Annotated in this window: 12 protein-coding genes; 5 read left to right on the top strand and 7 right to left on the bottom strand. The window is 61.6% G+C overall.

The window, feature by feature from the left end; genetic code table 11:
* Positions 1-11 precede the first annotated feature (11 nt).
* Positions 12-728 (top strand): SIMPL domain-containing protein, encoded by a 717-nt coding sequence (locus QOV41_RS06180; protein ID WP_284580241.1) that lies wholly within the window; start codon positions 12-14, stop codon positions 726-728.
* A gap of 104 nt (positions 729-832) precedes the next feature.
* Here the strand turns inward: QOV41_RS06180 and QOV41_RS06175 are convergent, their stop codons facing one another.
* Positions 833-1,666 (bottom strand): sulfite exporter TauE/SafE family protein, encoded by an 834-nt coding sequence (locus tag QOV41_RS06175; RefSeq protein WP_284580240.1) that lies wholly within the window; start codon positions 1,664-1,666, stop codon positions 833-835.
* Complete coding sequence (locus tag QOV41_RS06170) at positions 1,663-2,085, bottom strand: secondary thiamine-phosphate synthase enzyme YjbQ (RefSeq protein WP_284580239.1); 423 nt, start codon at positions 2,083-2,085, stop codon at positions 1,663-1,665. The genes QOV41_RS06175 and QOV41_RS06170 overlap by 4 nt, the downstream gene beginning before the upstream one ends.
* A gap of 244 nt (positions 2,086-2,329) precedes the next feature.
* On the opposite strand from QOV41_RS06170, the gene QOV41_RS06165 reads away from it, so the two are divergent.
* The 4 genes from QOV41_RS06165 to QOV41_RS06150 all read left to right on the top strand — a co-directional run bounded on the left by QOV41_RS06165 (position 2,330) and on the right by QOV41_RS06150 (position 7,334).
* Positions 2,330-4,795: an OmpA family protein gene (locus tag QOV41_RS06165; RefSeq protein WP_284580238.1), complete on the top strand. Its 2,466-nt coding sequence runs from the start codon at positions 2,330-2,332 to the stop codon at positions 4,793-4,795.
* A gap of 220 nt (positions 4,796-5,015) precedes the next feature.
* Positions 5,016-5,363 carry a hypothetical protein gene (locus tag QOV41_RS06160; RefSeq protein ID WP_284580237.1) on the top strand — a complete coding sequence of 116 codons (348 nt, stop codon included), beginning with the start codon at positions 5,016-5,018 and terminating at the stop codon, positions 5,361-5,363.
* Between the two features lie 144 nt (positions 5,364-5,507).
* A complete protein-coding gene (locus QOV41_RS06155) occupies positions 5,508-6,191 on the top strand; it encodes a tellurite resistance TerB family protein (protein ID WP_284580236.1) in 684 nt (227 codons plus the stop codon).
* A gap of 87 nt (positions 6,192-6,278) precedes the next feature.
* Complete coding sequence (locus QOV41_RS06150; protein WP_284580234.1) at positions 6,279-7,334, top strand: LLM class flavin-dependent oxidoreductase; 1,056 nt, start codon at positions 6,279-6,281, stop codon at positions 7,332-7,334.
* Here the strand turns inward: QOV41_RS06150 and QOV41_RS06145 are convergent.
* The 5 genes from QOV41_RS06145 to dnaG form a co-directional block, all read right to left on the bottom strand.
* Positions 7,315-7,536, bottom strand: a complete 222-nt coding sequence (locus QOV41_RS06145) for a hypothetical protein (protein ID WP_284580231.1) — start codon at positions 7,534-7,536, stop codon at positions 7,315-7,317. The two genes, QOV41_RS06150 and QOV41_RS06145, sit on opposite strands and share 20 nt — an antisense overlap.
* 85 nt (positions 7,537-7,621) lie before the next feature.
* Positions 7,622-7,912 carry an HlyU family transcriptional regulator gene (locus tag QOV41_RS06140; RefSeq protein WP_284580229.1) on the bottom strand — a complete coding sequence of 97 codons (291 nt, stop codon included), beginning with the start codon at positions 7,910-7,912 and terminating at the stop codon, positions 7,622-7,624.
* A gap of 22 nt (positions 7,913-7,934) precedes the next feature.
* Positions 7,935-8,222 (bottom strand): DUF2442 domain-containing protein, encoded by a 288-nt coding sequence (locus tag QOV41_RS06135; RefSeq protein ID WP_284580227.1) that lies wholly within the window; start codon positions 8,220-8,222, stop codon positions 7,935-7,937.
* 10 nt (positions 8,223-8,232) lie between these two features.
* Positions 8,233-10,290, bottom strand: a complete 2,058-nt coding sequence (rpoD, locus tag QOV41_RS06130; protein WP_284580225.1) for an RNA polymerase sigma factor RpoD — start codon at positions 10,288-10,290, stop codon at positions 8,233-8,235.
* Between the two features lie 188 nt (positions 10,291-10,478).
* Complete coding sequence (gene dnaG, locus QOV41_RS06125; RefSeq protein ID WP_284580224.1) at positions 10,479-12,413, bottom strand: DNA primase; 1,935 nt, start codon at positions 12,411-12,413, stop codon at positions 10,479-10,481.
* Positions 12,414-12,421: the final 8 nt, after the last annotated feature.

Raw genomic sequence — 12,421 nt, 5'->3', positions numbered from 1 at the left:
GGAGAGTTCTCATGCGTCACCTCCCTGCCCTTGTCCCCCTCGCCGTTCTCGCCCTCGCCGCACCCGCTTACGCGGGGACCGTATCCGTCGAAGGTCGCGGCGAAGTTGCCGCCGCCCCGGATATGGCTTTCATCACCTCCGGCGTCACGACGCAGGGCGCTACCGCCCGCGAGGCGCTCGACGCCAATACGGCGGCGATGACTGAACTGCTCGAGACGCTCAAGGCCGACGGGATCCAAGCTCGGGATATTCAGACCTCGGGCTTTTCGGTGAACCCGAACTATGTCTATACCGATGAGCGCGACGAGAGCGGCTATACCAAGCCCCCCAAGATCGAGGGCTATCAGGTCAGCAACACCGTGACGGTCACGGTCCGCGACCTTGAGGCCCTCGGCACTATCTTGGACAAATCTGTCGATGTGGGCGCCAACACCATCAATGGTATCAGCTTCTCGGTGGCCGATCCTTCCGAACTGCTTGATGAAGCCCGCAAGTCGGCCTTCGACAATGCCCGCGCCAAGGCCGAAATTTACGCCGATGCGGCCGGCAGTTCGCTTGAAGAGATCGTCTCGATTTCCGAGACCCAAGGACAGGATCAGCCGCAGCCCTATCCTATGTATGCCCGAGCCGAAATGGCCGCGAGCTCCCCGGTCCCCGTTGAAGCCGGCGAGTTGACCTTCACGATCAATGTGACCGTGGAATGGGATCTGGCTGACACAGCCAACTAGCCTTCTCGGCGGTCCCGGATGGCCGCCGAGCACTCGACCTCCTCCTCCCGAGGGGGCTCGGGCGGTGGGGGCATTTCACCGTAGTCACCTTGTCCTCACCGCCTTTATCCCGCCAGCACGCGCCAAAGCATGTTGAGGCCGACCAGGACCAGGAAGGCCGCGAAGACATATTTCAGCGTCTTCTGATCGAGCCGGTGGGCGAGCGCAGCGCCGAACGGCGCGAAGACCGCCGCAAGCACTGCCACCAGCACCAGCGCCACAAGATTGATGTAGCCGAGGCTCAGCGGCGGCAGCTCGCTCGCGCCCCAACCCGAAATGATGAAGCCGAGCGTGCCGGAGACGGCAATCGCCACTCCGATCGCCGCCGAGGTGCCGACTGCGGCATGCATCGTGGCGCCAAAGGCGACCAGAGTCGGCACAGTGAGCGATCCCCCACCAATGCCCATCAGTGAAGAGATATAGCCGACGACCAGCGCCGAGAGGCGGTGCGTTAGCGACGAGCCATTCAAATGGCCCATGACTTTGGTCTGCAGGCCGAAGACGATGTTTGCTGCAATCAGGAACGCCATGGCCGCAAACACGATGCGCAGTACGTCGCCCGAGAACAACCCGGCCATGAGACCCCCCACGAAGGTCCCGAGGACGATGAACGGCACCCAGAGCCGCAACGCCCGCCCGTCCAGTGCGCCGCGCTTCTGATGGGCGCGCGCACTCACGATGCCGGTGGGGATGATGATGGCGAGCGAGGTGCCGACCGCCACGTGCTGCACCACGTCGGCGTCATAGCCCATCAGCAGCAGCGCATTGGACAGTGCCGGGACGATGATGGCGCCCCCACCAATGCCCAGGAGCCCCGCGGCGATGCCCGAGGCCACACCAGTCACCATCAGGCCGAGCACGAAGGGCCAGTAGCCGACCATTTCTGCCCAAGCCATCATGCCTCTCCGATGAGATGGAGCACCACTTCCCGCCGGTGAGGCCGCCGGCGGTGCTCGAAGAGATAGATCCCCTGCCAGGTCCCGAACACCGGCCGTCCTTCGGCAATGGGTATGCCGATCGAGGTCTGCGTCAGCGCGGACTTGATGTGAGCCGGCATGTCGTCCGGCCCCTCCGTCGTATGGACGATCCAGTCCAACCCTTCGGGGACCAGCCGGCTGAAAAAGCCGAGCAGATCGGTTTTGACGTCGTCGTCAGCGTTTTCCTGGATCAACAGGGAACAGGAGGTGTGCCGGACATAGACGGTCAAGAGACCGGTCGTAATGCCGCTGTCATCCACAAAGCGGCGGACCGCTCGCGTAAACTCCACAAGGCCTTGGCCGTGTGTCTCGATGGTGAGGGTGTCGAGTGCTTGCTGCATGCGTGTGGACTAGCACGTCAACTCGCCGGCCCACTAGCCGCGCCCTTGGTGAACCGTTCGGTTCGCCGTATTTCCGCCACGCTGGGCACCAGCATGACGCGGGTGGAACCTCGCGCAAACCCAGACGTTGCGGCACTTGCGGGGAAAACAGCATCGCATAAGGCTGCTGCAAACGTTCAGTTTGCGTTCAGGCTGGTGTGCCGATGCTTGGCTCAAGTGCCAATTCGACACGAAGGAAAAAACTATGAGTTTCAGAACCTGGCTCCTGACCGGCACCAGCATCGGCCTTCTGGCCTTGGCTCCGGCAGCGGCAATCGCGCAGGAAGATACCCTCACCGTAGCCTTCCTGGCCTACACCGAGGCCGAAGCTGCTGGCGATGCTGCGGCCCTTGAGAGCGCTCGGACCGCCTTGGCCGAGGAGTGCATCGTTGCCGGTTACGCCAGCGTCGAGGAGTGTATAGCAGCGCTGCAGGCGGGCACCGAGCCTGCCCCGGCAGCAGAAGCCGCTCCAGTTACGGAAGAACCAGCAGCAGTGGAAGAGCCAGCTCCGGCCGAAGCAGCCGAGCCTGCCGAACAGGCTCCGGAAGCCGCAGCTTCCGCTGAGGAACCTTCTGCTGAAGAACCCGCTGCAACCGAGGAACCGGCCGCTGAAGAACCAGAAGCGCCCACTGCCGAGAGCGAAATCGAGGAAGAGCCCGCTTCTGAACAGCCGACTGCTGAGACCGAGGTCACCCCATCCGAAGCAGAGATGGCACCGCAAGCGGAGCCGGAAACAACATCCGGGGCGCCCGAGGCTGGTGAGCAGGACGCTCCTGTTGCCGATCCTGTAATGGAAGAGCCTGAGCAGACGCAGTCGATGGAAGCTGCACCTGAAGAGACTGCTTCGGAGCCAACGGACGCTTCGAGCATCGAAGCAGCGCCCACGACCACCGAGGAAACACCTGCCACAGCGGAAGAGGCACCTGCCACCACCGAGGAAGCACCTGCATCTACCGAGGAAGTACCTGCCGCAGACCAGCCCGAGGCGACAATCACGCCCGATGCTGAGGTCGAGATGACCGCTGCCGGTGATCCGGAGGTCCTTGCGGGCCTTGAGGCTCAGGTCGAGGCGTATAATGCGGCTCTGGCCGACATGATGGCGGGCGGCGACACCGCCGATGCCGAAGCTCGACTTGATGCTGCCTATGGCGAACTCGGCCGACTTTGTGCTGAGGCTGGCTATCCGGACGTTCAGGCCTGTCTCGATTTCTATGGCCTAGAGCTTCCCAACGTGCCCGGTGTCGACTTGACCGACCCGGCAGCCGCAACGCCAACCGAAGCAGCGCCTGAAGCGGCCGCGCCAGCCGAGGATGCGCCTGCTGAAGATACTGCGGAACCGGCAACCACCGAAACTGAAGCCACTCCGACCGAAGTCGTCGAGCAGCTGCCTGAGGGCGTAGAGCAGGAGCAAGTGGCTCCAGTGCTCGATAGTGCCAAGGATGCGGAAACAGCACCTGCTGAAACCACGGAGACCAGCGCACCAGAAGCTGCGACCGCGACTGAGCCCGCACCCGAAGCTGCTCCAGCTGAGGCAACAGCAGCTCCCGAAAGCGATGCGGCCGCCCAGGCCCAGTTCGTCACCCAGGACGCGATGGTCCCGGTGACCGAAGAGCAGGGCGAACGCCTCGCGCCGGAGGAAGCACAGCTCTTCATTGCGTCCGAGACACAAGTGCCTTCGACCGTCACCATCGTTGAAAGCACCGTGGTGAACAATGTCACCAACAACACGACCAACAATGTGACGAACAACACCACCAACAATATCGGCCAGCAGAACAATGTCACCCAGAACAACGTTACCCTTGAGGACAACCGGCAGTTGTTCGGTGATGCGCTGACGCAGGTGGTGGTGCAGTTTGGTGACCAGCTCTACGTCAACACGCTCGGTCAGGACACGTCCCGCTTCTACAATGAGGAAGAAGACGAGATCTTCTATGACCGCCTCAACGATGGCCGCGTCCGCGAAACCATCACTCGCCCTGATGGCACGCAGATCGTCACCGTGACCAATCGCAATGGCGACGTCCTGCGTCGCTCGCGTATCACGCCCGATGGTCGGGAATACGTCCTCGCCTACTTCGACGACAGCTACTACGAGGAAGTGCTCGAATGGCGGGATCCGGGCGCTAATCTGCCTCCGCTCCGCCTGACCATTCCGGTCAGCGAGTACGTGCTGGACGTCGAGAGTGCCAATGAAGAGCAGGTCGAGACCTTCTTCCGTCAGCCTCCTGTTGAGCAGGTAGAGCGTCTCTACTCCATCGACGAAGTGAAGCGTTCCGCGCGTATTCGCGATACCGTTCGTCGCCTGGAAGTTGGTGGTCTAACTTTCGATACCGGTAGTGCGACAATCAGCCGGGATCAGGTCGGTGCCCTCTCCAAGGTTGCGAGCGCCATGCTCGAGGTGCTCGAGCAGAACCCAGCCGAAACCTTCCTTATCGAAGGTCACACGGACGCGGTTGGCTCCGATATCTCCAACCTGCGGCTTTCCGATCTGCGGGCGGCGACCGTTGCGCGTATCCTCACCGACTTCTATGACGTCCCACCGGAAAACCTGGCCACCCAGGGTTATGGTGAGCGTTACCTCAAGATCCGCACCGAGGATGCGCAGCGTGAAAACCGCCGGGTTACCATCCGCCGGATCACCCCCTTGGTAACGATGGCGAGCAACTAATCAGCGCCACAACCCGTGATGAGGAGAGGCCGGGCAAAAGCCCGGCCTCTTTCTTTCTGAGCAGCTGCACATAGGTCAGTAAAGTAACTGCACAAGTATATCGCCACGGATTCGCCACATTCAGCAGCCGTTCACAAATCGAACGTGATCACAAAAGTGGGAACGAAACAAAACAAGGCTCGTTTTGTAGCCAACACGGTAGAAACAGAGGACTTAAATCATGGCTACCCCTGAACGCGATACTGCTTACAACACCGATACAGAACGCACTGTCTATACGCGCGAAAGCAATGGAACCGGATGGTTCGTCGGCATCATCGTCGTGTTGGCTTTGCTCGCCATCGGCTATCTGGTGTTCTCCGCTAACTCTGGCCCGGCAACCGGCGTCGCAGGTGGCGTCCCGGTTATCGAAGAAACGGCTCCCGCCATGGACGCCGCTCCGATGACCGAAGCCGCGCCAGCAACTGACGTCGACGCTGTTGTCGTTCCCGTCGAGCCAGCCAGTGACGACGCAGCCGTAGTCGCCGTCGAACCCACCGAACCAGTGGTGGCTCCGGTCGCTCAGTAATATCCTCCCGATGCATCAGCACTCCCTCTGAAGCATCAGCGAGACCCCGGCTGCCCCCGCCGGGGTCTCATCATGTTTGCCAACAGCACTTGGCGCTGCCCTCTTGGCTTCCCATGTGAGGAATAGAAAAATTCGGGGAGCCCCATGTTCAACATCGACCAGATCGTCAAAGCCCTTCAGACCGACAAAGATACGCAGCGTACAGCGATGTCCGGCGCCGCCGGGTTGGCTGCAGGGATGCTGCTCAGCAAGGGTGGCCTCGGCAAGCTGGCTGGCAGTGCCGCCAAGATGGGCGCTCTAGCTACGCTTGGCGGCCTCGCCTACAAGGCGTGGGAGGCCCATCAGCAGAACCAGGGCAGTGGCTCCAAGCCCTCTGAAGGCGCGTTCATCCCACCAGCCACCAACGAGCGCGAACGGGAAGAGCTTGGCAAATCCCTGGTGCGGGCAATGATCGCCGCTGCCAAGGCCGATGGCCGCATCGATGCCGATGAGAAGGAAGCGATTTTCGGCAAGCTCGAGACGATGAGCCTTTCAGCTGAAGAGAAGGCCTGGGTGTTCGACGAATTGTCGAGCCCGCTGGATATCAATGCAGTCGCCGGACGCGCCGACACTTCCGAACATGCAGCGGAAATCTACGCCGCGTCGCTAGTCGCCATTACCGCCGACACGGCGGCGGAACGAGCCTATCTCGACGCTCTTGCCAGCAAACTCCGGCTGGACCGCGGCCTGGTGGAAGAAATCCACAAAGCCGCCGGAGAACGGGCGCCGGACGAAACGCCCGCACATCCAGCGCCGTTCGCCTACACCCCTTCGCCCAATAACATCTAGCGAGGGAGCCGGTTACATCTGTGTGCGCTCTTGAGCCAGCCCTTCTCGCTTGCGAGTTTGGCTGGCGCAACATCGAAAGGCTCGCCGATGGAACTGGGACTCTATTCCTTTGCAGAGAACACGCCCGATCCGCTCAACGGCGGCGGGCTGCAAAGTCCGGCTGAACGCGTTCGTGACCTGCTCGAGGAGATCGAGCTCGCTGACCAGCTGGGGCTCGCCTTCTACGGGCTCGGTGAGCACCACCGGCCAGACTACATTGCCAGTGCACCCACCACCATCCTGGCGGCGGCAGCGGCTCGCACCAAGTCCATCCGCCTCTCCACCGCGGTCACAGTCCTGAGCTCAGAAGACCCGGTCCGCGTCTGGCAACAGTTTGCCACCATCGATCTCATCAGCAATGGCCGCGCCGAGATCATGGCCGGGCGCGGCTCGTTCATCGAGAGCTTTCCGCTATTTGGCTACGATCTCAACGACTACGACGCGCTGTTCGAGGAGAAGCTAGAGCTACTGCTGAACATCCGTGAAGGTGGCAAGATCAATTGGCCCGGCAGTGCCCACACCAAGCCCATACCGGGTTTGGCCATCTATCCCCAACCGGTTCAGCAGCCCATCCCGCTGTGGATCGCGGTGGGCGGTACACCCAACTCGGTGGCGCGCGCTGCCTATTATGGCCTGCCGCTGATGATTGCCATTATCGGCGGACAGCCAAGGCAATTCGCACCCTTGGTGAACTTTTACCGGGAGACGTTGGAGAAGGTCGGCCACGGCGCTGGGTCGCGGCCGGTCGGCATCAGTTCGCATGGCTTTATCGCTGCGGATAGCCAGGATGCACGCGACATCGCTTTCCCGGCCCACAGCAACGCCATGAGCCGCATTGGCAAGGAGCGTGGCTGGCCCCCAACCACGCAGGCCCAGTTCGACGCCGGCGCGACCCCAGAGGGCGCCTATTTCATGGGCTCGCCGCAGGAGATCATCGACAAGATCCTGATGCAGCACGAATGGTTCAAACATGACCGGTTCGGGCTGCAGCTCAGCGTCGGCACCCTGCCCCACGACAAGATCATGAAGGCTATCGAGCTTTACGGCACCGTGGTGAAGCCGGCCATCGATAAGGCGCTCGGGACTACTTCGCCGAGCGTTTGATGGTCTTGATCTGGAGCGGAGGCACGCCCGACTTCTCGGAGATAGCACGGTCCTGCTCCTCGATGGCGGCACGAGCCGGCTCGTCGCCGTCCAGTCCTCCAAGCAGGCTCGCATCCACCTTGCGGTTCGATCGCTGGCTGCCATCTTCATAGATGACGTCGAACATGACGAATTCGGAACGGGGGGTTGGTTTTCTGGCCATGTGAGATATCTCCTGTGCAGCAGCCAGCATCCGGCGAAGGAAGCCTTCACCGGAGCCGGCGCAATTTTTGATGTGATAGACGGCGCTAGCTGAAGATTTGCTCGCCCTGCTCGTCGATGATCTGCCGGCCTTTGGCAAGCGCCAGCGTGACGAGGTCATCGCGCGAACTCATCCGATCGGCGCGGACAAAGCGATAGGTCTTGAGTTCACCGCCGATGTCCTTTTCGATGATACCGGCCAGTTGCAGCTCGCTGCCAGCCTTCATCTCGATGGCCTTGATCTGGAACCCCTTGTAACCTTCCTCGCCAAGAACCTTGTCGCCCGCGGGCGCCGTTTCCTGCTCGCCACCGCCAAACAGCTTTTTCCAGAACGACATGGCTCAGTCCCCTTTTTTTGCCTTACCGTGGCCGCGTTGCCCGCGGAACCGTGAGTTCGCCGCACTTTTCCATCTCTTCGCGCAGCCAGAGCGGCGAGACGTCAAAATGATTAGGCCAGGTCGGCACACCGTTAGCCAATTCCACCCGCCCAAAGAAGCGCCGCTCGCGCAACGGTTCGGTGCCTTCACCGCGCTCCCCGATCATAGGAGCGGCGTCGAAAGTGCCATAGCTTCCATCCGAGAAAGTGACGATCAGCTTGAACGGCACGACTGCTCGGATGGTTGTGACCTTGAGACGCGGAGCGACCACGGGGCCGCTCCTAGTTATCGAGAAAGCTCCGTAGCTTCCGCGACCGACTCGGGTGCTTCAGCTTCCGCAGCGCCTTGGCCTCAATCTGACGGATACGCTCGCGCGTTACCGAGAACTGCTGGCCGACTTCCTCAAGCGTGTGGTCGGTGTTCATGCCGATGCCGAAGCGCATGCGCAGCACGCGTTCTTCACGCGGGGTGAGCGACGCCAAAACCCGTGTCGTGGTCTCACGCAGATTCGACTGGATAGCCGCATCGATCGGCTGGATCGCATTCACGTCCTGGATGAAATCGCCGAGATTACTATCCTCCTCGTCGCCAATCGGCGTTTCAAGGCTGATGGGCTCTTTGGCAATCTTGAGCACCTTGCGGACCTTGTCCAAAGGCATCTGCAGCTTTTCGCTGAGTTCCTCGGGCGTGGGCTCGCGACCAATTTCGTGCAGCATCTGCCGGCTGGTGCGGACGATCTTGTTGATCGTCTCGATCATATGCACCGGAATTCGGATGGTGCGGGCCTGGTCGGCGATCGAGCGGGTGATCGCCTGCCTGATCCACCACGTCGCGTAGGTCGAGAACTTATAGCCCCGACGATACTCGAACTTATCCACCGCCTTCATCAGGCCGATATTGCCTTCCTGGATCAGATCCAGGAACTGCAGACCGCGATTGGTGTATTTCTTGGCGATGGAGATCACCAGGCGAAGGTTGGCTTCCACCATTTCCTTCTTGGCAATGGCAGCCTCGCGCTCGCCCTTTTGCACCTTGTGCACGATGCGGCGGTATTCGGAGATATTAAGGCCAGCTTCGGTCGCGAGCGTCGCCACGTCGCCACGGATTTCGCGGATGGTATCGACTTCGCGGCGGGCGAACTCAGCCCAGCCCTTGCCGTCCATGCTCTCGAGTGCGGCTTCCCAAGCAGGATCCACTTCCTTGCCATAATAGCTCTGGAGGAACTGCTCGCGCTTGACCCCATAGCTCTCGGCGAGGCGCAGCAGGCGCCCCTCAAGCTTCACCAGGCGCTTGTTGATGTCGTAGAGCTGCTCGACGAGGTTCTCGATGCGGCCATTGTTGAGCGACAGCGACTTGACGTCGGCGATCACCTCGGCGCGCAGGGCTTCGAGCTTCTTCTTGTCGCCATCAGGAATGGCAGCAGAGCGATCCTCGGCGTGGCGGTCCTGCATCTCGCGCATTTGCCCATAGGCATGAGCGATGCGATCGAACGTTTCCACTACCTGTGGCTTGAGCTCGGCCTCCATGGCCGAAAGCGACAACGCGTTCTCGAACTCGTCGTCGTCGTCATCGACGGGGTCCTGCGGGGCCTGCGGCTCCTCGGGCACATAGTCGTCGTCCTCGCCCGAAGACGCCTTCTTCGGCGCAGCGGCGGGCTTGGGCTTCTCGACCGCGCTCGGCTCGGGCTTGACGTGCACAGCCGACATGTCGGGCGCCGCCTGCTTGGCGTCGGGCCCGGCATAGGTCGCTTCGAGATCAATGATGTCGCGCAGCAGGATCTCGCCCTCGGCGAGCTGGTCGCGCCAGATGATGATGGCCTGGAAGGTCAGCGGCGATTCGCAGAGGCCTTCGATCATGGTCTCGCGACCGGCCTCAATGCGCTTGGCGATGGCGATTTCGCCCTCGCGGCTCAACAGCTCAACCGACCCCATTTCACGCAGATACATGCGCACCGGGTCGTCGGTGCGGTCCGAGCCGGACTTCGCGTTGGACGTGTTGGCGACCGCCGTGCCGGTTGCCGGAGCAACTTCGCTGCCGGTTTCCTCTTCGTCTTTTTCGACCTCGGTCTCTTCGACCTCGTCCTCGTCGACCACATTGATGCCCATGTCGGAGAACATGGACATGAAGTCTTCGATCTGCTCGGAAGAAACCTCCTCGGAGGGCATCACCGCGTTCAGCTCTTCATAGGTCACATAGCCGCGCTTCTTGGCGACTTTGATGAGCTTTTTGACCGCGGCATCGGAAAGGTCGAGCAGCGGGCTGTCATTCGCCGCCTCGGGGGCGCCGGATTCCGGCTTCTCGGTGTCCTTGGTGGTCTTGGGTGCTGCCTTGGTGGCCATATGGTACTCCGTCGGATCCCGTGGGCGCGGGGGCTCCGGTAAGCGCTTTAAGTGGTGACACCTCAAAGCAAGGTAAAGGCGCGGTAACCAAGGCGTTAACGCCCCAGCACGCTGGCAGTTCGCTTCGGACTACGTAATGCCCGTCAGCATACGCAAAATCGCGCGTACTCGCCGGTCTTTAGGTCCCCCTAAAAACTGCGGGTCGCGCGTCCCGATAACGAACCAAATCCTTCGATCAATGCCTCTGTGCCATCGACAGTGGTAATCTGGTTCTTGATGTCTCGCAGCCTTTCAAAGGTTTCTTCGCTCGGGTCTTCGCCCAGCGCGGCTTCGGCTGACTTCAACTCCCTATTTAGCTGAACTTTCTTGTTATGCAAGGCCAGCGCGTGACTCAATCCGGTTTCGGCGTCCACCAGCGCGATCTCCGTGCCGATCTGCCAGACGCCCTGACGCACCAGAGTCTGGCTCATGCGGTCGAGCGCCGCGCCATGCCCACGCGCACCCAGCGCGGCCTTCAGATCATCGGCGGAGATATCATGGTGCCGCACGACAATCGCGAGAATATCGCTGAGGACCTTCTGCGCACTTACGGTGTCGAAGTCGATGGCAGCCAAGAGCTCGAACTTGTCATCGACCAATGGTGGATGATTGACGAGGCTGAGAATAATCGCAGCTTCACGCGGAGTGGCATCGGCGATCGCACTGGGCTTGAGCAGGCGCGAATTGCGCAAGGTGTCCGACACCACGAGCCGCGGCGTCCCCCGGCTGGGGTAGCCATAGGCGCCGCTCTGCCCATAGCGCGGCTGGCCGCCGCGCGGCTCGAAACGGCTCTGCCGCACCGGGGCAAGGAACGCGCGGAGTTTTTCCTCGAATGCCTGGGCGTAGTGAAAGCGCACATTGGCATCCTGGATGGAGTTAGCACGCTCCCGCAACCTCGCCTGTAGGGCCGCTCGGGCTTCAGGAGTTTCGGGCACGAGGCCGCCGGTCTCCATGCTCCAGATCACATCAGACAGGCTCCGAGCTCGGTCGATCACATCGGCAAAAGCCCCCCGCCCCTGCTCCTTGATCAGATCGTCGGGATCCTGCCCCTCCGGCAAGGTGGCAATCTTGACGGTCTGGCCCGGCTTGAGATGCGGCAGCACTAGATCCGCGGAGCGCTCAGCTGCCTTCAGGCCCGCCTTATCGCCGTCGAAACACAGCACCGGCATATCGCTCATGCGCCAGAGCAGTTGGAGGTGCTCTTCGGTCATCGCCGTGCCAAGTGGCGCCACTGCGCCCTCGAAGCCGGCGGCAACCGCAGCGATCACGTCGAGATAGCCCTCGACCACGATGATTGTCTTGCCGTCCCGTGCGGCCTGCCGCGCCGACTGTCCATTGTAGAGCGTGTGTCGCTTCTTGAAGAGCTCGGTCTCGGGCGAGTTGAGGTATTTCGCCGGCACGTCTGCCGACAGGGCCCGGCCACCAAAGGCTATCACTCGGCCGCGGAAATCCGTGATGGGAAACATGACGCGATTGCGAAAACGATCATAGGGCAGTGGATCGCCTTCGCGGGTCGCCACCAGCCCAGTGTCGATCATCTCCTGGGCGGAGACGCCATTCGCCGCTAAGTGCTCCTTCAGCCCGTTCCGGCTGTCCGGCGCAAAGCCAATACGAAAGCGCGTCTGGCTTTGCGCCGAGACGCCTCGCTCGAACAAATAGCCGCGCGCCCGCGCCCCAATGTTGTGCGCCAGCGCGGCCTCGAAATACTTGGTCGCAAGCTCCATGACATCGGTGAGGGACCGATGAACCGCCTCGCGCCGCTCGGCCCGCTCGTCCCGCGCCGGCATGGGAACGCCCGCCATGGCGGCGAGCTTTTCCACTGCCTCGGGGAAGCTCATCCCCGCCTTCTCGGTCAGGAAGCGGAAGTGGTCACCCGAAACTCCGCACCCAAAACAATGATAGATGCCGCGCCGGTCGTCGGCATGAAAGCTTGGGCTTTTCTCATTGTGAAAGGGGCAGCACGCCCACATGTCGCCCTTGCCCGGTTGGCTCTTGCGCTTGTCCCACAGGACGTGCTCGCCCACCACCTGCGTAATCGGCAGGCGTTGACGGATCTCCTCGAGGAATTGATCGGAAAAGCGCATAGGGCTTA

Origin of the sequence: Devosia sp. RR2S18, from assembly GCF_030177755.1 — a bacterium.
Taxonomy (GTDB): Bacteria; Pseudomonadota; Alphaproteobacteria; order Rhizobiales; family Devosiaceae; genus Devosia; species Devosia rhizosphaerae.
The sequence above is the reverse complement of the archived record's forward strand: the minus strand, read 5'-3'. Positions and strand labels throughout refer to the sequence as shown.

Bases quoted from the DNA above. Each gene is read 5' to 3' on its own strand.
- QOV41_RS06160 (WP_284580237.1), top strand. From the start codon at position 5,016: ATGGCTACCCCTGAACGCGATACTGCTTACAACACCGATACAGAACGC.
- QOV41_RS06170 (WP_284580239.1), bottom strand. From the start codon at position 2,085: ATGCAGCAAGCACTCGACACCCTCACCATCGAGACACACGGCCAAGGC.
- rpoD (WP_284580225.1), bottom strand. From the start codon at position 10,290: ATGGCCACCAAGGCAGCACCCAAGACCACCAAGGACACCGAGAAGCCG.
- QOV41_RS06175 (WP_284580240.1), bottom strand. From the start codon at position 1,666: ATGATGGCTTGGGCAGAAATGGTCGGCTACTGGCCCTTCGTGCTCGGC.
- dnaG (WP_284580224.1), bottom strand. From the start codon at position 12,413: ATGCGCTTTTCCGATCAATTCCTCGAGGAGATCCGTCAACGCCTGCCG.
- QOV41_RS06180 (WP_284580241.1), top strand. From the start codon at position 12: ATGCGTCACCTCCCTGCCCTTGTCCCCCTCGCCGTTCTCGCCCTCGCC.
- QOV41_RS06140 (WP_284580229.1), bottom strand. From the start codon at position 7,912: ATGTCGTTCTGGAAAAAGCTGTTTGGCGGTGGCGAGCAGGAAACGGCG.
- QOV41_RS06155 (WP_284580236.1), top strand. From the start codon at position 5,508: ATGTTCAACATCGACCAGATCGTCAAAGCCCTTCAGACCGACAAAGAT.
- QOV41_RS06150 (WP_284580234.1), top strand. From the start codon at position 6,279: ATGGAACTGGGACTCTATTCCTTTGCAGAGAACACGCCCGATCCGCTC.
- QOV41_RS06165 (WP_284580238.1), top strand. From the start codon at position 2,330: ATGAGTTTCAGAACCTGGCTCCTGACCGGCACCAGCATCGGCCTTCTG.
- QOV41_RS06145 (WP_284580231.1), bottom strand. From the start codon at position 7,536: ATGGCCAGAAAACCAACCCCCCGTTCCGAATTCGTCATGTTCGACGTC.